Annotated in this window: 15 protein-coding genes and 1 pseudogene; 10 read left to right on the forward strand and 6 right to left on the reverse strand. The window is 41.2% G+C overall.

Annotation, left to right across the window (positions count from 1 at the left end; translation table 11 throughout):
* The first annotated feature begins 54 nt into the window (after positions 1-54).
* A complete protein-coding gene (locus HG267_RS17710) occupies positions 55-3048 on the forward strand; it encodes a UPF0182 family protein (protein ID WP_045869916.1) in 2994 nt (997 codons plus the stop codon).
* A gap of 410 nt (positions 3049-3458) precedes the next feature.
* Here the strand turns inward: HG267_RS17710 and HG267_RS17715 are convergent, their stop codons facing one another.
* The 4 genes from HG267_RS17715 to HG267_RS17730 all read right to left on the reverse strand — a co-directional run bounded on the left by HG267_RS17715 (position 3459) and on the right by HG267_RS17730 (position 6066).
* Positions 3459-4136, reverse strand: coding sequence for a hypothetical protein (locus HG267_RS17715; RefSeq protein WP_045869915.1), 678 nt, complete (start codon positions 4134-4136; stop codon positions 3459-3461).
* Positions 4137-4148: 12 nt separating this feature from the next.
* Positions 4149-5225 carry a heat-inducible transcriptional repressor HrcA gene (gene hrcA, locus HG267_RS17720; protein ID WP_045869914.1) on the reverse strand — a complete coding sequence of 359 codons (1077 nt, stop codon included), beginning with the start codon at positions 5223-5225 and terminating at the stop codon, positions 4149-4151.
* Positions 5226-5550: 325 nt separating this feature from the next.
* Positions 5551-5703 carry a hypothetical protein gene (locus HG267_RS17725; RefSeq protein ID WP_155539177.1) on the reverse strand — a complete coding sequence of 51 codons (153 nt, stop codon included), beginning with the start codon at positions 5701-5703 and terminating at the stop codon, positions 5551-5553.
* Positions 5704-5706: 3 nt separating this feature from the next.
* A complete protein-coding gene (locus HG267_RS17730; protein ID WP_045869913.1) occupies positions 5707-6066 on the reverse strand; it encodes a rhodanese-like domain-containing protein in 360 nt (119 codons plus the stop codon).
* 90 nt (positions 6067-6156) lie between these two features.
* Between HG267_RS17730 and HG267_RS17735 the strand changes: the two genes are divergently transcribed.
* From HG267_RS17735 to HG267_RS17750, 4 genes and pseudogenes are all read left to right on the forward strand, one after another.
* The gene (locus tag HG267_RS17735; RefSeq protein ID WP_045869912.1) at positions 6157-7836 is read left to right on the forward strand and encodes a DUF3352 domain-containing protein; all 1680 of its coding nucleotides are present in this window, start codon (positions 6157-6159) and stop codon (positions 7834-7836) included.
* Positions 7837-8646: 810 nt separating this feature from the next.
* Positions 8647-9132, forward strand: coding sequence for a tRNA adenosine(34) deaminase TadA (tadA, locus tag HG267_RS17740; RefSeq protein ID WP_071989380.1), 486 nt, complete (start codon positions 8647-8649; stop codon positions 9130-9132).
* Positions 9133-9246: 114 nt separating this feature from the next.
* Positions 9247-10014, forward strand: coding sequence for a lysophospholipid acyltransferase family protein (locus HG267_RS17745; protein ID WP_045869910.1), 768 nt, complete (start codon positions 9247-9249; stop codon positions 10012-10014).
* Positions 10015-10163: 149 nt separating this feature from the next.
* Positions 10164-11669: pseudogene (locus HG267_RS17750) on the forward strand (IS5 family transposase).
* Between the two features lie 117 nt (positions 11670-11786).
* On the opposite strand, the gene HG267_RS17755 reads toward HG267_RS17750, so the two are convergent.
* Entirely contained in the window at positions 11787-13889 is a 2103-nt protein-coding gene (locus tag HG267_RS17755; RefSeq protein WP_045869435.1) for a S8 family serine peptidase, read from the reverse strand.
* Positions 13890-14061: 172 nt separating this feature from the next.
* On the opposite strand from HG267_RS17755, the gene HG267_RS17760 reads away from it, so the two are divergent.
* The 3 genes from HG267_RS17760 (at position 14062) to grxD (ending at position 15509) form a co-directional block, all read left to right on the forward strand.
* The gene (locus tag HG267_RS17760) at positions 14062-14661 is read left to right on the forward strand and encodes a hypothetical protein (protein ID WP_045869686.1); all 600 of its coding nucleotides are present in this window, start codon (positions 14062-14064) and stop codon (positions 14659-14661) included.
* Positions 14662-14868: 207 nt separating this feature from the next.
* Positions 14869-15126, forward strand: a complete 258-nt coding sequence (locus HG267_RS17765) for a BolA family protein (protein WP_045869685.1) — start codon at positions 14869-14871, stop codon at positions 15124-15126.
* 59 nt (positions 15127-15185) lie between these two features.
* A complete protein-coding gene (gene grxD, locus HG267_RS17770) occupies positions 15186-15509 on the forward strand; it encodes a Grx4 family monothiol glutaredoxin (protein ID WP_045869434.1) in 324 nt (107 codons plus the stop codon).
* Between the two features lie 421 nt (positions 15510-15930).
* Here the strand turns inward: grxD and HG267_RS17775 are convergent, their stop codons facing one another.
* Positions 15931-17334 (reverse strand): amidohydrolase, encoded by a 1404-nt coding sequence (locus tag HG267_RS17775; protein WP_045869433.1) that lies wholly within the window; start codon positions 17332-17334, stop codon positions 15931-15933.
* Positions 17335-17417: 83 nt separating this feature from the next.
* Between HG267_RS17775 and HG267_RS17780 the strand changes: the two genes are divergently transcribed.
* Complete coding sequence (locus tag HG267_RS17780; RefSeq protein WP_045869432.1) at positions 17418-18197, forward strand: cysteine hydrolase family protein; 780 nt, start codon at positions 17418-17420, stop codon at positions 18195-18197.
* Positions 18198-18472: 275 nt separating this feature from the next.
* Positions 18473-18928: a cupin domain-containing protein gene (locus HG267_RS17785; protein WP_045869431.1), complete on the forward strand. Its 456-nt coding sequence runs from the start codon at positions 18473-18475 to the stop codon at positions 18926-18928.
* The last annotated feature ends 1255 nt before the right edge of the window (positions 18929-20183 follow it).

Raw genomic sequence — 20183 nt, forward strand, 5'->3', positions numbered from 1 at the left:
CATCAGCGGAAAGTCATTGATAACTGTAATTTAGAAAAGGTTGGCTGCTAAGGAATGTTGCGGAAATGGGGCTTTCGCCTATTAATATTCTTCCTAGGGCTATGGCTACTCGTAGTTCTGGGTTCCCGTTTACCAGTCGAAATTTTCTGGTTTCAGGAAGTCGGCTACCTCCAAGTATTTCTGCTCAGGCTGGTTACTAAGACTACTATATGGGTATTTGTAGTTGGGATAACTGCTGTCTATCTGCTGGTAAACCTCTTTTTTGCAGAACGGCTCAAGTATCCCCCGCCAGTGACGAGTCAGCCACTCAGCAGTGAGTTTACAAGGCTTCTCAGTCCTCAGTCCGATCCTCGCAATTTAGCCCGTAGTTTCGATCCCCGACGCTTTCCCGCCATCAGATTGCATTGGCTGCTACCTCTAGCTTTGGGCTTCAGCTTGTTGGTGGGATTAATGCTGGCTTACTACGGTGAAATTGCCATTTCCTATTGGAATCCAGCATTTAGTAAGACTAGTTTACTTGTCAGCGATCGCTTTCAACTACAGACAATTTGGCAGCTGGCAAGGCAAATATTTTCCCAAGTTTGGTATTTGAGCTTGGTTTTGGGAATTGCGATCGCTATTTTAATTTATCCCCGATTGTCGCTCAGGGCGATCGCTATTGTCATGAGTCTGCTCTTTGGGCAGATAATTTACCAAAATTGGGCGAAGATACTGCAATATTTGTTTCGTACTGCCTTTAACGACACCGACCCTTTATTTATTAAAGATACCAGCTTTTATATATTTTCTCTCCCTGTCTTGGAATTGCTAGGACTGTGGTTGGTGGGATTATTTTTTTATGGTTTAATCGCCGTTACTCTTACCTACCTCCTATCCGGCGATAGTCTCAGCCAAGGATTTTTTCCAGGGTTTTCGCCACCACAGCAACGCCATTTATACGGCTTGGGTGGTGCATTGATGGTAGCTGTGGCTCTCAGTTATTTGTTAAGTCGTTATGAATTGCTATATTCCAAGCGTGGGGTGAGTTACGGTGCCAGCTATACCGACGTAGTAGCACAGTTGCCAGCTTACAATACTTTATGCGCCCTAGCAGTAGCGATCGCCTTTTACTTCTTGTGGCGAACAATCTTTTGGCGGCCAAAATCCCCCCATCGTCAGTTGGCGTTCTATGGTTTAGGAGTTTATTTCTTGTTGGCGCTGGTAGGTGGTTTGCTAGTACCGAATGCAGTGCAATATTTAGTAGTTCAGCCTAATGAATTGCAACGAGAACAACCTTACATTCGGCGTACTATTGCCTCAACTCGCCAAGCCTTTGATTTGGAACCAATTGATACCAGAAATTTCAACCCCCAAGGTCAATTGACGGAAGCTGATATCAAAGCCAACGACTTAACAATTCGGAATATTCGTTTGTGGGATCAGCGGCCGCTTTTAGAAACCAACCGTCAATTGCAGCAAATTCGACCCTATTATCGGTTTCCCGATGCAGATATTGACCGCTATACCCTAGAAACAGAAGCCACCAGTAGCCGTCCCGCCGCACCGCAGCAGGAATCATCATCCCCACCTCAGGAAATTACAGAACGGCGACAAGTATTAATTGCAGCTAGGGAATTAGACTACAGTGCAGTTCCCCAGGAAGCTCAAACATGGGTAAACCGCCATCTAATTTATACCCACGGTTTTGGTTTTACTCTCAGTCCTGTAAACGTAGTTGGCCCTGGTGGACTACCAGAATATTTCGTTAAAGACATTAGCGGTAATAGCACTGCCCTCACCACTGCCAATCAAGCCATTCGCAACAGTATTCCCATTGGGCAACCCCGGATTTATTACGGTGAAATTACAAATAACTATGTAATAACTGGAACTAAGGTTAGAGAACTCGACTATCCCAGTGGTAGTGATAATGTTTACCATACTTACGATGGACGAGGTGGTATCTCTATCGGAGCAATTTGGCGACGGTGGTTATTTGCTGCTTATTTGAAAGACTGGCAAATGGCGATAACTAGGGATTTTCTCCCAGAAACAAAGGTTTTATTACGCCGAAATGTTAAACAAAGAATTCAAGCGATCGCACCTTTTCTAAAATATGACAGCGATCCTTATTTAGTTGTCGCTGATGCCAATCTCGATCAGAAAAATCAAGATTACTCAACAAACCAAAATTATCTTTACTGGATTGTGGATGCCTACACAACGAGTCATCACTATCCCTATTCCGATCCTAATCAAGATGGCATTAACTATATTCGCAACTCCGTCAAAGTCGTAGTAGATGCTTATAACGGCACTGTTAACTTTTATGTTGCCGATCGCCATGACCCAATAATTACTACTTGGAGAAAAATATTTCCCAAACTATTTAAACCCCTGAGTGCAATGCCGAAAACACTCAGCAAGCATATCCGCTATCCTGTTGATTATTTCAACATTCAGGCTGAACGGTTGATGACCTACCACATGACAGATACTCAGGTATTTTACAACCGGGAAGACCAATGGCAAATTCCTAACGAAATCTATGGTAATCAAGCGCGTCCAGTAGAACCGTACTATTTAATTACCAGCTTACCTACCAACCCCTTTGAAGAATTTCTCTTGCTTTTACCTTATACTCCCAAGCAAAGAACGAATTTAATCGCTTGGTTAGCAGCGCGATCGGATGGTCAAAATTACGGTAAGTTGTTACTGTATGTTTTTCCTAAAGAACGTTTGGTGTACGGGCCAGAACAAATCGAAGCTAGGATTAACCAAGATCCTGTAATTTCTCAGCAAATTTCTTTATGGAATCGCCAAGGTTCTAGAGCTATACAAGGCAATCTCTTGGTAATACCAATAGAACAATCTCTGCTTTATGTCGAGCCAATTTATTTAGAAGCTACAAAAAATAGTTTACCCACTTTAGTTAGGGTAGTTGTAGCTTACGAAAACCGAATTGTTATGGCACAAACTTTAGAACAAGCATTACAAGCCATCTTTAAACCAGAAGTAACCCCAGCACCAGCGATTATTCGTCCTGTAGAAGAAGCATCACCAAGTTAGAGACTCAATACTTGTCGGTTAAGGGCAAAACGCTGAAGGGGAAAAGGGGCAAGAAAAAACCTTTAACTCTTACCCTTTTACCTTTTCCCCAAACCAAATTAAGAGTTGAAAATCTTTAACTTAGCAGTATTGGTTAGGGACTGACAAATAAAAAAATAATCAATCGCTATGTCAGCAGAGGGAGCAGAGGAGAAAGAATACGTTCCTCTGAAATTGATATTATATTTTGGCTTGGTTAATTATTTAACAGGACTTACGCAAAATCATGAAAAAACGAACCACGAAGTACGCAAAGAACACGAAGTAAAGAGAGTTTGGAAGAGTTATTGCGTAAGTCCTATTTAATCCAAAATCTAAAATCCAAAATCTAAAATCCAATGTGTACCCTGGATGAATCTGGAGGCGTGAATTTAATTTGTCAATGTTTGTTGCGAACTAGATACTGTGTCTAATCCCCTTTCTGGTAGAGATGGACGCACACATAAATACATGAGAGGCCCGAACAAGGGAATTAAAGTGATTAACCAGAATAATGCAGGATTTTTCCAGCCGCGACGTGCCATATCATCTGTTAGTAATGCAGGGAATAATAGGCACAGTAAAGCGAAATCTAGGCTCATCACATGGATGAAGCGGCTAGTTTGCCATTGTTGTGCAAAATCACTCCAATTACCTTGTAAACCATAGGCAACTAAAATAGTTGTGGCTATAGTTAAACCAATTCCAGTTACACGAGAATCTAACAGTTTGAGAACAGCGTTTTTTTGTCCTTGAAACTGTGGATTTGGGTGGCGTAGAGCTAAGTAGGGTAAAAGTGCAAATGCTCCGACTGCAAAAGATGCACTCGCAAATGGCCAAGCTCGGATTTTTTGTCCTCTCTCATCAAACAGTGCTAAAGCACTGTAAATTAAAGGCCAAATACCCATGATGTAAAACAGAGCAATGACTAAAGGGTTAATACCTTGCCATTGCCCAATGCTCAAATTCTTGATTAACTCGAATGTATTAGGGCGATCGGGTGGGGCGAGAAAAAATGCATAAACAATAAATCCTAGCCACAACAACCCAAAGCCTATTTTTCTCGTCATAATGTCATCTGATTAACTGAAAGCCTCCGATAGGTAATCAGCAGCCGCAGCTACAACAGCGATCGCACTTTCGTAATCTAGGCGTGTGGGGCCTAAAACTCCCACACTCCCAACGGGAATGCTACCCCGACGATAGGTAGAACTAATCAAGGTACAGGTGCGTATTGGTTCGAGTGGGTTTTCTGCACCAATGCGAACATTTACCCGTGGCTTGCTCTGATCTTCAACCTCTGGCTGTTCAAAGATTAATCGCCACAGCTGGTCTTGTTCTTCTTCCAACAGATGGATAATTGTTTGCACTTGTTGGACTTGAGAAAATTCTGGCTGGCGCAAAACTTCACCCACACCCCGAATCATAATTTGTGTGGCTGTGGGCGTAACAGTCTTACGGGCTAATTCTGCAACAGAAGTTTTGAGAAATTCGCCATAGCGTTGGAACTCTTGATCTAATTCGCTCCAATCTAGGGTGGCTAATTCCAACAAACTGCGTCCTCGCAGGTGGCTATTCAAAAAGTTAGAGACGATTTGCAATTCGCGATCGATTACTTCTGCATCAAGTTTGGTTTCTTCTCGCGTTGGCGATAAATCCATTAACCGCGAATGCGTTTCATAGTTGTCTGTAACCACAATCAGCATGATTCGCCCCGTTTCAATTTGCATTAATTGCAAATGGCGTAACAATGCTGTGTTAGTTTGCGGCATAGTAATCAAGCTAATACAACCACTCAAGCTAGCTAAAATCTGCGCTGCACCATGCAATAGAGCTTCTAAACTCCAATCTTCCCAATGTAGGCGTTTTTGCAGCGCTTGTTCTACCTCTTTAGCCAAAGCTTCTGATGGTGTAATTAGCTGATCTACATAAATGCGATATCCAGAGTCCGAAGGTACTCGTCCAGCAGATGTGTGTGGTTGGAATAGTAAACCAGATTTTTCTAGGACACCCATCACATTGCGAATTGTGGCTGAACTCACCCCTAGGTCATACTCTTCAATTAACGCTTTTGACCCTACAGGTTCTGCCGTAGCAATATAATGACGTACTGTTGCCCAAAGTATATGCTGTTGTCGATTTGTCAACTGGACTTGCATAAGGTATTCTTGGCTGAGGCAAAAAATTTTAATGAAACTTTGCAAAAATTGTCTGGGTTTCCCCGCAAATGAAAAAAAATTATTAATAGTAAACTACTATAGCTAATTGTGAGTTAACATTGCTAGCTATTTATCTAGCAGAAATTAATTAATATTAATTTATATTTTAATTTATTCTTCAGCCGCTCTGGAAAAGAGCTTGACTATTATCATCAAAGCTGGTTGTAGTCATCTACATTGTGGCTTACATAAGCATATTTTTCCACAAACTTTTAGGAAAAAATGTATGTGTTAGCACGGATTTTTTTTCACTTTAGATATATACCTACAGAGTAATTGCGGAAAAGGGAATGGGGCATTGGGCATGGGGCATGGGGCATTGGGCATGGGGCATGGGGTAATGAGTAATGAGTAATGAGTAATGAGTAATAGTTTTTCCCCAGTCCCCAATCCCCAGTCCCCAATCCCCAGTCCCCAATCCCTAATACTGCGGCACTGAAGGGTCAACTAGCTGAGAATAAGCAGCGATGCCACCTGTAATATTTTTAACATTGGTAAAACCCTGAGCGAGTAACCACTGGCACATTTGAGCAGAGCGCATACCGTGGTGGCAGAGTACTAGGGTTTCAGTATGAGGATTTAAGAGGGTGGGGACTTGCTCGCCCCATTCTGCAAATTCACTGAGAGGGAAGTTAACAAAACCCTCAATGCTAGCGATCGCGAGTTCTTGAGGTTCGCGCACATCCACTAGCTGAATACTGGAATCCTTGGTTGAGAGACGTTGTGCAAGTTCCTCAACGCTAATGTGGGCAATGGGTTGATTAGGAGAATTGCCTGTCATGAGGTTTTGTAAACAATCCTATATTATTTATGTTGACATGAAGATCGTAACCGTAGCATGAGCATCGATTCCTAAATTGTTAACTTTAGTATGTTAAATGTGAACAGGCAAAGCTCGTTTTTCACCTTCCTTGTAGCAGGTGCGATCGCATTCATATTGTTTGTGATTGGTGGTTATTACTGGTTTTTCGTGAAAAGTCCAGTTAACCTTGTGGCTTCTAGTTCTCCGCAATCTAGCGCAGCTATATTTGTATCGAAATTTTCTCCGATTACAGTTTCTCTATTAGTAAATCCAGACAAATTACAGGCGTTAGAGCGTGAAGGTGAATTATCGAAGCTCAAAACTAGTTTATTGGCGAAGAGTAATATCGATTACCAAGAAGATATTCAACCTTGGTTAGGTAATGAAATTACTCTCGCTGTTACTAGCTTAGATATTGATCGCGAACCAGAAAATGGACAGCAATCTGGATATTTGCTGGCGCTAGCAACTACGCAATCACAAAAAAGTCGTGAGTTTGTAGATTTGCTGTTTTCTAAGCGGGTATTAGCTGGGGGAAATTTAGCAACTGAAGAATATGAAGGGGTAAAACTAATTTACGACAATCCACCACCCAAGCAAGATTTTATCGCTGGTGCGGTTGTTGGGAATGAGTTTGTCTTATTCGCTAACGATTTGAAAGTACTCAAAGATGCGATTAATAATGTCCAAGCTCCCGATTTAAATTTAAACAGCTATGTGCAATATCAAAAAGCTAAAGAACAATTACCTAAAGGTGCTGTGGCTGCAGCTTTCTTAAATTTCCCTTCCTTAGCAAAATGGCAAGGGTTAGAACTGCAAGAATCAACTTATGACAGCGAAATTATTTCCTTTGTATTGAATTCCAAAGGATTAATCGCAGAAACTAGCTTTTTAAGTGCAAATTCCCCAGAAAGTATTGCTGGTTCTCCTGCGCCATCATTATCTCAACCTGTAGGCGCATTGCAATATATCCCCACATCAGCAGGTTTAGCTATCTCTGGTACTAATTTAAGCAATTTGGGTGACACCGATTTAGCCAAACTCTGGAAACAGGTTACAGCAACCCTAGCGGTTTCTCAGGAAGGTATGAAATCGAAGATGGCGAAACCATTGAAGGATTTGCAAAACCGTTGGGGGATAAATCTAACTGAAGATATCTTTAGCTGGGTAGAAGGCGAATATGCGATCGCACTCTTACCCCAAAAGCAGCCAGCAAGTAACAGTTGGGTGTTTGTGGTGGAACAATCACCGCAAGTAGCCCAAGGAATTGCGCGTTTAGATGCGATCGCCGCAGCTAAAGGGCTGAATGTGAATTCTCTCAGCCTCAATCAACAAAAAATCTCCGCTTGGACTGAATTAATCGCTAATAGCAATAAAGCTGATGTTAAGCCTTCCGCTTTTACAGTAGAGACAAAAGTGCAGGGAGTACATACAACTTTAGGGAATTACGAAATTTTCGCTTCCGATTTAGAGACAATGGCGGAAATTCTCAACGTTAAAGACAACTCTTTAATTAAAAATCGCGATTTCCAAGATAGTATTGCAGCTATTCCCCAGCCTAATCAAGGTTACATATATCTTGACTGGACAAAAAGCCAAAAACTTGTAGAACGCCAGCTACCGATTCTTAAACTAGTAGAAGTAGTCGGTAAACCCTTTTTTGAAAATCTGCGATCGCTCACGGTTAGCAGTTACGGTAACGATCCGGGATTGCTCAAAGGTGGCGTATTTTTAAAGCTTAAACCTTAATAGAGGGGAAGGGGGAAAAGGTGAAAGGGGAAAGGGTAATCAATCCTGACCTTTTACCTTTTACTCCAGCCAAACAATTTTAGATTTTCGATTGATCCCACAGATAAATCTGGGGGCTTGTACCATCAAGCAACTATTGATAAAATTAGCGCAAATTTCATCTAATGATATCAGCCTGTAGCTGGTAATATGTCTGCTCCACAAGAGTTGGATAATAATTTTTTCTATTTCATGAAACAGCAATTTGCTGTATGTTATCTAAATAATGAACCTAAAACGACATGGCGGAAATAAAGCTAAAATTTTCAACACCTCAAAGGTCTACATCATATAAGTAACCACGCAAAATTAATTACAGTCATTGCGAGCGCAGCGTAAAGCCTTCGGCATAGCTTCGCTTAACGCGTAGCGTCTCGAAGAGAAGCAATCTCAACCCTTGCGATTGCTTCATTCCGCTCCGCTCCATTCGCAATGACATTGTGTAATTAATTTTGTTTAACTACTTAGCAATACTTGTCGGTGAAGGGGAAAAAGGGGAATGGGAAAAGGAAAAGAAAAAACCTTTAACCCAAAACCAATTTTGGGTTCAAAACACTTAACAGAGTAAATCTAGCTCTTACTTTCATACTTTTAGCTTTCTTGCACTAATATTACTTTCCTTTTATCTAGAAAACTTGACATAATCAGCCTTAATTTGCCCTATTACCAATTCTTTAAAATTGGCACAGATTAAAATCTTAAAACCCAGGTAAAATTTGATTTAATTAAATACCAATCACCCATTACCAATTACCAATTACCACTTTTAAAATGTCTATTGCAGACCCAGAATATCTTCTTCACAGAGGATGGATGACCCATGCCTTAAAATTGGCACAAGCTGCCGGTGATGCCGGAGAAGTACCTGTAGGGGCTGTAATCGTCGATGCTGGGGGTAATGCGCTGGCGGAGGGTGAAAACAGGAAAGAACGCGACAAAGACCCCACAGCTCACGCAGAAATTATTGCTTTAAGGACTGCTGCAAAAATTTTACAAAATTGGCATCTGAATGAATGTACGCTCTATGTCACCTTAGAACCTTGCCCGATGTGTGCCGGTGCCATTATACACTCTCGCCTGAAATTGTTGGTGTATGGAGTAGACGATACCAAAACTGGTGCCATTCGTACTGTTATCAACATCCCCGATAGTGCTGCTTCAAATCACCGTCTCAAAGTCATTGGAGGCATTTTAGAGTCTACCTGCCGTCAGCAGTTGCAAGCTTGGTTTGCTACCCGACGACATCGAAGAAACTAGCAGACAGAGATGAAACTGTCCAATAGGTAGGACACAAGTAACAAAAGAAAAATTACGGTGTAATTAATCAAGGTTTCGTCACAATCTATCACAAAATCAGCAGCCACCACGATGATGGAATTTTACTCTGCTCATCCTACCTGTCAAGAAACAATAGCAACTACCGCCACAAATCACAAGGTGGCTCATACTACCTCAGGGGTTTCTTCTTGGCTAGCGCCTGTTGCGTATCTTTTAGGTCGTCACGTCCTGTTACCAGCGTTCTTTGGTCACATTCAAATTACCGGACAAGAAAATCTCCCCACCACCGGGCCGATAATTCTTGCACCTACCCACCGTTCCCGTTGGGATGCGTTACTCGTACCCTATGCTGCGATCGCTTGTCGGTCAAAAAAAGACATACGCTTTATGGTGACTAGCAGCGAATGTACAGGAATCCAAGGCTGGTTTGTGCGTCACTTGGGCGGTTTCCCTATCGATCTTAAACGTCCAGCAATTAGCACCCTGCGTCATGGTATTGAGCTACTTGAGCAGAAAAAAACTTTAGTTATTTTCCCAGAAGGCGGGATTTATCGGGATGGGGAAGTTCACCCCCTCAAATCCGGAATTGCGCGGTTAGCTTTAAGTGCGGAAGCCAGTCAGCCAGACTTGGGAATTAAAATTCTACCTATTAGTATTAATTACAGCCAGCCTTATCCCAATTGGGGTACAGATGTGATGATTAACATTGCCCCAGCTATCAAAGTTGCCGATTATAGTAACGATTGTGTCAAACAAAATGCTAAACGCTTAACTGCTGATTTAGCTAAAGCTTTGCAACAATTAAGTCACCAAGAAGCAGAAATTACTAATCCGACATTTGTCGAAATGCCTAATTCTTAATTTTGGCATTTGTTATGTGGCATTTATTTAGGGCTTGCAGAATAAACAAAAAACCTAGATAAATCAAGAGATTTGGGGGGACAAAAGAGAATAAAGTGCAAGGAAAAAGGATAAAGTAAGTAAAAACCCTTGTAGCAAGTTGCGTTGATATGTATCGAAAAGCGCAAAAGCAAGAAACAGCAGCAGAAGACTTTGAACTACCCTTTGGGGGAAAACTAGCCTCAGATAACCGTTGGGTAATCATGGCGGAGATGATACCTTGGTCAGAATTTGAAGCAGAGTACGCAGCAATATTTTCAGCAGAAATGGGCGCGCCAGCCAAAACATTTAGGATGGCATTAGGGGCATTAATAATTAAAGAAAAACTAGGCATAAGTGATAGGGAGACAGTAGAGCAAATTAGGGAGAATCCCTATCTGCAATACTTTATAGGAATGTCTTGCTATAGCAATAATGCCCCATTTGATGCGTCAATGTTAGTTCACTTTAGAGAAAGAATAGATATAAAATTAGTTAACAAACTGAATCGAGAAATAGTCAAGCAAGTGTTAGAAAGTAAAGAGGAGGTAGAAGTAAAATCAAAAAAGTCAGAAACCGAGGATTTAAAAAATGAGCCGACCAATCGGGGAAAATTAATATTAGATGCGAGTTGTGCGCCAGCGGATATCAGTTATCCCACAGACTTAGGATTATTAAATCAAGCCAGAAAGCATACAGAAACAATTATAGATATTTTATATAACTCCCTCTTGTTAAAGAGTATCAAAAAAACCGAGAACCTATAGAAATATAGCTAGAAAGAATTACTTATTGGTAGCCAAAAAAAGAAAACCGACCATTAAAGAAAGAAGGAAAGCCATTAAACGGCAACTACAATATATCAAAAGAAATTTAGTTCACATTCAGCAGCTAATGGAGTTAGGTGCGTCACTCTTCAACCTGAGTAATAGGCAATATAAGAAATTACTGGTAGTAGCAGAAATTTATCGTCAACAACTTTGGTTATATGAAAATAAAAAAATTAGTATAGAAGACCGTATTGTCAGTTTAAATCAACCACACATTCGTCCGATAGTCCGTGGTAAAGCTGGAAAAAAAGTAGAGTTTGGGGCAAAGCTTTCAGCTAGTTGCTATGATGGCTATGTATTTTTAGACCATATTAGTTGGGATAATTTTAACGAATCAGGCGACTTAAAATCACAAGTAGAAGCCTACAAAAAACTACACCGGGTATTATCCTCAATCAGTTCATGTTGATAAAATTTATCGCACTAGAGACAACCGCTCTTGGTGTCAAGAAAGAGGAATTAGAATTAGTGGGCCACCTTTAGGGAGACCACCTAAAAAATGTCAGTCCTGAAAAAAAGAAACAAGCACGAGAAGATGAGCTAATTCGTAACTCTATTGAGGGTAAATTCGGACAAGGTAAACGAAGATTTAGCTTGGGTAGAGTCATGGCTAAACTTCCTCATACCTCTGTCACTGCTATTGCTATTACTTTTTTAGTCATGAATCTTTCTACCCTTGTTTCACGGCTTTTTTGGGAATTTTTATGCCAATTTTTCAACATTACATCTTTTTTCACTTCTTTTATTAGCAAAAGTGATGTTCCGTTTGATTGCAGACAACAAAAACTTATATTTGCTCTTCCCTGACTACTGAGTCAATTTTTCTCTTGCCTTGGAATGACTTTTTCAGCAAGCCCTATTTAATAGCTAATACCTCATACACAACTTATTATTTCCAATGCCCCATGCCCCATGCCCCATGCCCTAAACACTTAAAATTAATTCCCAACTATTAAGCTGACCGATATCTTGGGGTACATAATCAATAATTTGCAATTGCCAGTTACCTTTAGCTGATATTGATAGTAGCTGTTTGAGGGCTGGATGCGATCGCACTGTATAAGTTGCTTGTAAGTTGGTACGGCGACCTAGGGTGCGGTTTTGTAATAAGACTGGCTCCTTATTGGGAGCAATTACATAGATTTCTAAATCTCCTAAGAAATCGTGGGTAATATTAACTGATATTTGAATATCTTGAACCAGGTTCGCCTCAGAGATGGCGATCGCACTTTTGATTCCCTGTTTATTGTTATCTGGAATTCCTAATTTACTATCATTTCTGCCCTTGACTTGCTTAGTAGCAGTTGATGTACCTGCACGCATTTGCTGTGCAGCTTGTACTGCTTTAGCGGCGTTGACTTTACCATAGCCGAACCATTGGGAATGACCGTTACTATCATAGGTTCCTTCCTTGAAACCCAATTGCGGATCGGGGTTGCTGTCCACAATTTTATCAGCACTTTCTTGCAAGATCCGCCTAACTTGTTTAGCAGTTAAATCGGGATTTGCGGAGAGAATTAGGGCTGCTACACCTGCAACCACAGGAGTTGCGGCAGAAGTACCACCAAAGTTGCTGGTAAAATCCCCAGCATCATAACCAGCCGCACCTAATTGATCGGTAGTTAGCATTCCTAATCCTGATAGTGTAGTGGCGATCGCAGGTTGTGTTTCCATAAACCCTTGATCCTGAAACCACATCCCAGGAGGAGCGTTGTTACTTGGGGCACATACGGCAATGTTTTCACCCCAATTGCTATAGGCAGATTTCTTAGCCAAACTGTTAGCTGCTGAGATAGCTAGCACATCGGCATGTACCGCAAAACCACTGAGCCAATCTGTATCACCTGACAGTAAATTTTTTGGCCAATTGCGCTCAAACACAGTACCGCTAATCGGGCGGTTGGCGTTACCAGCTGCAAACAAAATCACGCAACCTTTACCATTGCGTCCTTTGGTAGCGGCACGGGTAATAGCTGCACTTTGGCGCAAAGATAAGGGGAAATAAACAGCCGATGCTCCCCAACTGCAAGAAATCACACTAGCGCCCTTTTCAATTGCCCAATTGAAAATATCTTCAATCGATTCATCATCTAAAAAACCAGTGGTGCGAATGGGCATTAAAGCACAACCGGGGGCAACTCCGACAATGCCTTTACCATTCTCTTCAGCTACAGCCAAACCTGCACAAGCTGTACCGTGGCTAGTTTCCTCTACATCTGGTAAAGGTAAAAAGTCATTTTCTTTCAAGTCTCTGGGGGCAACAATTTTACCGCTACCTTGGAAATCGGGATGGTTCAAGTCAAAAGAATCATCAACCACCGCCACCACTACAGAACGCACACCGCGAGTAATATCCCAAGCCGATTCCACAGAAATATGAGAACCCGCGGCTAATTGGTTGCTGCCATTGTGGTTGAGATACCATTGCTTGGGATAAAGCGGATCGCGGGGTTTGTAATGAGTTTCTTGGCGTACTAAAATATTTGGTTCAGCTACTAATACTTCTTTGATTCCTTGCAATTGATTAGCAATTTTAATGGGATTTTCTTGGGCTTGTTTGCTGACAAGAAAGACAAAAGTGTTAGGTAAACCCAGGACTGGTTTATCTTGCACTAAGTTAAAGGCAGTAGCGAGAGCATTGATTTTAGCTGCATCAACTCCATCGGCAAATTGAATTGTAATTTGGTCATTGAGATAAACAAAAGTCCCAGGATTATCTTTGAGTTTGTAAATATGGCTGGCAAAAGCCACATTTTGGTCAGCACGTGCTTGAGACATTGCCGTATCTAACTGGTTAGGTGCTACCGTAAAAACTTCTAGCCTGGCTTGAGGAATACTCCGGTGCCAAGTTCCCCAACTAAATTGAGATAATTGTTCACGAGGAATATTGGTAGAAAGACGGACACTGAAACGATCCAAAACCTTTTCTAAAATTAATTCTTCACCACCGCGTTGTAATACCATACCCAGATTGCTGGCTGGTACACCTGTGTTGCCAGAATTTGTTAAATTGTTGGGATCATTCATAGGAGCAATTTTAGATACTATGATTATGGGCTGAAGGAACACAATGAAGCTGTTTTTCAGTCTAAAACAAAGAAACTTAGTATGTTACTTTGCTTGGTCAAAGACAAAAACAGAGTTAAGATACCCGAAGTTTCCGTTACTTTTTATATACTTTGTCGCACGATTTGATCCCATGAACCTAGCCGCTGCTGTTCCCTGGATGCGCTTCAGTTCTTTATCACTCATAGCAGCCCTCTGTCTGCTAGCACCAGTGAATGCTCAGGTAATTAATTTACCAAGCAATAACCAAGCACAACCAATTGATCCTAACAATCCCAATAACCTACGTCCTGTAGCGCCAAATAATACCCTGTTGAGCATTGAAAGCGGTGAGCGTTTGATGAGCGAAGCACAAGCCGCTGTTGATTCCCAAAAATATGACGTAGCTGCGAAGAAACTCCAAGAAGCACGTCAGGTTTTTAACCAGCTATCTAATTTTTACCAAGATCTCAACTCTAGTTTTTCGGGAATTGACACCAGAGTTTCTGATTCTCAGCGCAAAAAAGCCCTAGAGAGCGCCCAGAAGCGAGATGAAGCCACCTATAGACTAGCGTTAGTACATCGGGCACAAAATCAGTCAGAATTAGCCGTACCATTGCTCATTCAAATTATCAAAAGTCAAAACCCCACCAGAGATTTAGGCAAGAAAGCCTACCAACAGTTATTTGAGTTAGGTTTTGTCGATACTCCCTATCCCCGCCAAGGTGGAAGTTCGTCATCTTCTCAAAAATAATCAAAATTTAGCAATTTTCTCTTTTGTGACAATAGTAGCTTCTCAATAACCTAATGGTAGGATAGAATTAACTGCCAGCCCTTAAGGTATTGTCAAAAACCCTTGCCTAGAGCGAATTCAGCCGTAAACCTGCCAAAACTTGCAACTGGTAAAGGCGATCGCTCTCTATCTGTTAATAATAGAAAAGAAGTTTTTTCAGGAATTGCGATGATTAGTCCGCAGCAGGTTGAGGAAATGATCAAAGCGGAACTGCCAGATGCTCAGATTCAAGTGCAAGATTTGACTGGTGGTGGTGACCATTATCAGGTAACAGTAGTTTCATCGCAGTTTGCAGGTAAGAGACTGGTACAACAACACCAGTTAGTTTACGGTGCTTTGCGGCAAGCTATGTCAACTGAAGCAATTCACGCCCTAGCATTAAAAACTTATACTCCTGAAGCTTGGCAGACAACAGCCGCTTCTTAGCAGTTTAGATACTGACTGTTGATTCTCGACTATAAGCAAAAGTAGGAAACATCAAAACCATGTCACCAGAAACTCAAGAGAAAATTGATAACCTGATTAAAGAAAACAAAATTTTTGTTTTCATGAAGGGAAATAAGTTAATGCCCCAATGTGGTTTTTCTAACAACGTTGTGCAGATTCTTAATACTTTGGGTGTACCTTTCGAGACTTATGACGTGCTTTCAGATGCCGAAATTCGTCAAGGAATTAAAGAATATTCTAACTGGCCAACCATTCCCCAAGTTTTTATTGATGGTGAATTTATTGGCGGTTCAGATATTTTAATTGAACTGTACCAAAAAGGTGAATTACAGCAATTAGTGGAAGTTGCATTAGCTTCCTAAATGGCATCTAAATAATCTCTGCTTTACTGCCAGAGATTATTGTGTATTATCTGATTTCATTAATATAAGAAAGCTGCAAGGTTATTTAAATCTTGCAGCTTTTTATTTACAGTAGGTTTCATTTGGATGAGGTAAAAATTGGCTGGTGTTGATGCAGAAAGCAGAATCTCTAAAGCACAAAAAGATTTGGCGCTGATGCGTTACGCTAGCGCTAACGCATCCTACTGGCGTGTCTAGACTAAAATGGTGCATTATTCAAACTCTTGTGGGATGGGCATCTTGCCCGTCCTGGGCGGACAAGATGTCCACCCCACAAGAAAATTATATTGCCACATTTTAGCCTTGTCGTGCCACTACGTGAACTTCAAAAATCAAATATGAGTCTTATAGTAATTACGAATTACGAATTACGAATTCATAATTATTGCTTCAAACCCATAACTGAACGATAATGTGCTGCAAGTTGGGCTACAGTTTGCGACTGACGCTGAGTATCCCACTGGCTTTGATGGAAGATTTGTTGTCGTAAATCATCAACATTTATAGTGGTAACTCTGCCATCAGCAACAATTTGTTTACCATTTACCCAGACACTATGGACTACATTGCTGGGTCTGCCTAACACTAATAAACCTATAGGATCTGTACGAGGTAAAAGTGATAAATTGGTAAGATCATAAAGTACTAAATCGGCTTGTTTACCCACCTCTAAAGAGCCAATTTTATCGGCAAAATTTACTCCTTTAGCTCCGCCTAAAGATGCCATTTCGACAGCTTGCCGGGGTGTAATCCATTGTTGATAATCTAAGTCTGTAACGTTATGCAAAATAGAGCCAATTTTAATAGCTTCTAGTAAATCTTGAGAATCATTACTAGAGGCACCATCACACCCAAAAGTAACATTAACTCCTGCTTGTTGATATTTCAAAATAGGGGCAATACCGCTACCTAAACGCAAGTTGCTGAGGGGATTGTGAACAACTGTAGATTGCGTTTCTGCGAGGATATCAATATCAGCTTCACTTAGCCAGACACAATGCGCCAAAGAAGTGCGATCGCTTAAATAGCCAATCCGCTTCAAATGTTCTACAGCCGAACAGCCATATTTCTCTTGGGCGAGTTTTTCCTGCGCCCTGGTTTCCAGCAAATGCGAGTGACGACTCAGATTATAGCGATCGCTTAATTCAATGCATCCGGTGAATAAAGCATCACTACACAATTGAATCCCTGTAGGTGCAACTAAAATACTCACCCCTTCATCTGGGCGATGAAACTGCTGTACAACTGCTGCGATAATTTCTAAAGTCCCAGCAGTAGAGCGAAAATAAGGTTCATGGTTTTGTTGGGTTTCTCCCGATGGTATCCCGGCTGTCAAAGATTCATCTTGAATTAACGGGGCGATAAAAGCCCGAATTCCCACTTCTGTGTAAGCGCGAATCGCCGCTGCGATCGTTTCAAATTCTTGCCCAGGAATTAATACTAAATGATCTACTACACTCGTACCACCAGAAAGTAAAGTTTCTACCGCCGTTCCCAAAGCGCTGAGATAAACCTTTTCTAAATTTAGTTGCGAAAATTCATACAGTTCCGCCAGCCATAATTCTAAAGGTAAGGGACGAATCGCCCCACGTTGCCACATTTCCGAAGAATGGGTATGGGCGTTAATAAACCCAGGCAGCAACATTTGATGTGTGCCATCAATTACCGTACCAATAACATCTAAATTAGAACCAATAGCAGCTATTTTACCGTCCACAATTTGGACATCAACAGTTGCATAAGCATCATCTGTGACAGTCAAAACATTCTGGATAGTAAACTTCATGATTTTAACCTTAATTAAGTAATCGAACGCCTAAGTGAATTTCAGGTTACAAAATAGAAAATGGTGTTGGGTTTTGCAATTTTATGAATCAGCCTTTTCACTCCCTGGGAGTTGCACCAAACGCTTGGACAGTCAACCATGCGATCGCAGATATTACACGCCCGCAAAAGACCCCACAACCCGCTATCTTATCAACAGAAACTAAAACTCTGCGCCTGGATTTAGCAAAAGCTGCCATCATCATCATTGATATGCAAAATGACTTTTGCCACCCCGATGGTTGGTTAGCGCATATTGGTGTAGATGTTACCCCAGCCCGCCAGCCAATTGCACCTTTACAAAATTTACTTCCCCAACTGCGCGTTGCAGGTGTCCCAGTGATTTGGCTGAATTGGGGAAATCGCCCCGATCTACTAAATATTAGTGCTGGTTTACATCACGTCTACAATCCCACAGGCGAAGGTGTAGGCTTAGGTCATCCCTTACCTACCAACGGTGCTAAAGTCCTCATGGCTGGGAGTTGGGCAGCCGCAGTAGTAGAAGAACTGCAACAGTTACCAGAAGATATTCTTGTGGATAAATACCGCATGAGTGGATTTTGGGACACACCCTTAGATAGTATCTTGCGGAACCTAGGAAAGACTACATTATTCTTCGCTGGTGTCAATGCCGATCAATGTGTCATGACTACCCTATGTGATGCGAATTTTCTAGGATATGACTGCATTTTAGTCAAAGATTGTACAGCCACAACATCCCCCGATTATTGTTGGCTAGCAACTCTATATAACGTCAAACAATGCTTTGGTTTTGTCACAGATTCCCCAGCAATTTTAACAGCCCTGGAAAACAGTGCTGAGTAATGAGTGCTGAGTGCTGAGTCAAAAGTTGCAGAGACGCGATTAATCGCATCTGTACAAGAGTCAATAGTCATTATTATATTCTTTGTTCCTTTTCCCCAGTCCCCATTACCCCTTATCCCCAGAGGGGGCCCCGAGTTCCCCAATCCCCAATCCCCAATACCCCTTATCCCCAGAGGGGGCCCCGAGTTCCCCAATCCCCAATCCCCCTTATCCCCAGAGGGGGCCCCGAGTTCCCCAATCCCCAATCCCCAATCCCCAACCAAGGAGATACATAAATGCACGCTACTCGTTGTGTAATTCCTCTCATTAAATCTCCCAAAGATTACCAAGTTTACCGCATTAGTCCCAATGATTCTAATCGGTTAGCAATTATTTTTGATACAGCCAATGCCAATACTTCCTTAACTTGTTGTGTTGAAATTTTTGATGTCGGTGGACATACACCTCCAAATCGTCATCAATGGGCAGTAGAAATGTTTTTTGTTCTTAAAGGAGAAGGGGTAGCTATTTGCGATGGGAAGAAAGTCGCAATTAAAACTGGTGATAGTTTATTAGTACCGCCAACAGGCACTCATTTAATTAAAAATACAGGTAATTCTCGCTTGTATACGTTAACAATTATGGTGCCAAATGAAGACTTTTCCGAATTAATTCGTAGCGGCACACGCATAGAATTAGACGCAGAAGATATGGCAGTTTTGGGAAGAGTGGATGCGTTGATGCCGTGTTAATTGTTGAGGTAATTAGGGAGATGAGGGGGATAAATACCAATTACCCAATCCCTATTGCCCCTCATCCCCGAATTATCCAATTCTTCATGCTTTTCTGACCAAATTTGTATCGCTTTAATCATGATACACATACTTAGGTAGAGGGTTTAGCATTGCTAAACCCCTACGAAAAATCATCTGGATTAGAATTTTCGTGAATTAGTATTACCTGCCCGCTTGACCCCTCTGGTATTTATGATGAGTCTTTAACCGAACAAGATATTATTTATCATTCCTAGGCTTTGTTATTAACTTAACTGTAGCAGTAATTACAATCCTACTTCACAAAAGCATTACCAATCTGATTTTAACCCTGTTCAATTTCTAACTTGAAAAAGGGTATAGGGCATAGGAAAGACTAATTTTCATGGCAAGGTTTGTGGCAAAACTTGGCGTGAATATCTGACTTGTAAGTGCTAAGTGCTGTAGAAGCTTCTGGTCTTTGTGCAATTCAATTCCCGGTATCTGTGCCAATTTCAACAATAAAAGATAGGCATTGCCAAATGTACAATTCTTAAAAGTGCGATCGCTCGCATCAGGGAATTGTAATTTTCACTTTTTTCTCGGATATTGGACTATAGCAGATACGCTCTCTATGCCTATATCTATCCCAAGTCATAGGAGGTAGTCAGATAAATATTCAGCACAAGGACATAGAGGAAATAACTAATGATGTTTGAACTTTTCTCCTTTACCTTTTCCCTTGAACCATTCCCCCTAAAAAGGGATGGGTTGAAGGATAGGCTTTTTGTACACTAAGCTAAATCATCTATTGTCTATAGCTAGTAATACATAATTGATGATGAATTGAGCTAGCATCATGGGAGGTTGCTATGAAAAAATAACGTTTAATCAGTCAATTCTTCATCCAGTACAAAAGACCTATAGGACATGAATCAGTTGAAAACCAGCATCCGCCAGAGAGTATTTAGCATACAAGTGCAGATATTTGGTTATGGCTCACCTCCAGGCTAACTTATAAAAGAGGGTAAATTTCCAGCTCAAACTCTTCCTTGTTGAGGGTGAGTGAAGAGGATGTCTAAAGGCTGAGTGTATCAACTAAGACTTTTTAGACAAACTCAGAAAGAATAGTAGGAAATTTTTCTTCATACTCAATGAGATTGCTGCTATCACACAACCTATAGAGTCAGCAAAAAAATAGCTAAAACTGGCAACTGGATACATACTGATGTTATTTGATTTGCTTGAATAGCTA

Source organism: Tolypothrix sp. PCC 7601, from assembly GCF_025677855.1.
Classification (GTDB): Bacteria; Cyanobacteriota; Cyanobacteriia; order Cyanobacteriales; family Nostocaceae; genus Aulosira; species Aulosira diplosiphon.

What these genes read in the sequence shown, in the direction of transcription:
- HG267_RS17710 (WP_045869916.1), top strand. Translation starts at nt 55, where the DNA reads ATGTTGCGGAAATGGGGCTTTCGCCTATTAATATTCTTCCTAGGGCTA.
- HG267_RS17715 (WP_045869915.1), bottom strand. Translation starts at nt 4,136, where the DNA reads ATGACGAGAAAAATAGGCTTTGGGTTGTTGTGGCTAGGATTTATTGTT.
- hrcA (WP_045869914.1), bottom strand. Translation starts at nt 5,225, where the DNA reads ATGCAAGTCCAGTTGACAAATCGACAACAGCATATACTTTGGGCAACA.
- HG267_RS17730 (WP_045869913.1), bottom strand. Translation starts at nt 6,066, where the DNA reads ATGACAGGCAATTCTCCTAATCAACCCATTGCCCACATTAGCGTTGAG.
- HG267_RS17735 (WP_045869912.1), top strand. Translation starts at nt 6,157, where the DNA reads ATGTTAAATGTGAACAGGCAAAGCTCGTTTTTCACCTTCCTTGTAGCA.
- tadA (WP_071989380.1), top strand. Translation starts at nt 8,647, where the DNA reads ATGTCTATTGCAGACCCAGAATATCTTCTTCACAGAGGATGGATGACC.
- HG267_RS17745 (WP_045869910.1), top strand. Translation starts at nt 9,247, where the DNA reads ATGGAATTTTACTCTGCTCATCCTACCTGTCAAGAAACAATAGCAACT.
- HG267_RS17755 (WP_045869435.1), bottom strand. Translation starts at nt 13,889, where the DNA reads ATGAATGATCCCAACAATTTAACAAATTCTGGCAACACAGGTGTACCA.
- HG267_RS17760 (WP_045869686.1), top strand. Translation starts at nt 14,062, where the DNA reads ATGAACCTAGCCGCTGCTGTTCCCTGGATGCGCTTCAGTTCTTTATCA.
- HG267_RS17765 (WP_045869685.1), top strand. Translation starts at nt 14,869, where the DNA reads ATGATTAGTCCGCAGCAGGTTGAGGAAATGATCAAAGCGGAACTGCCA.
- grxD (WP_045869434.1), top strand. Translation starts at nt 15,186, where the DNA reads ATGTCACCAGAAACTCAAGAGAAAATTGATAACCTGATTAAAGAAAAC.
- HG267_RS17775 (WP_045869433.1), bottom strand. Translation starts at nt 17,334, where the DNA reads ATGAAGTTTACTATCCAGAATGTTTTGACTGTCACAGATGATGCTTAT.
- HG267_RS17780 (WP_045869432.1), top strand. Translation starts at nt 17,418, where the DNA reads ATGAATCAGCCTTTTCACTCCCTGGGAGTTGCACCAAACGCTTGGACA.
- HG267_RS17785 (WP_045869431.1), top strand. Translation starts at nt 18,473, where the DNA reads ATGCACGCTACTCGTTGTGTAATTCCTCTCATTAAATCTCCCAAAGAT.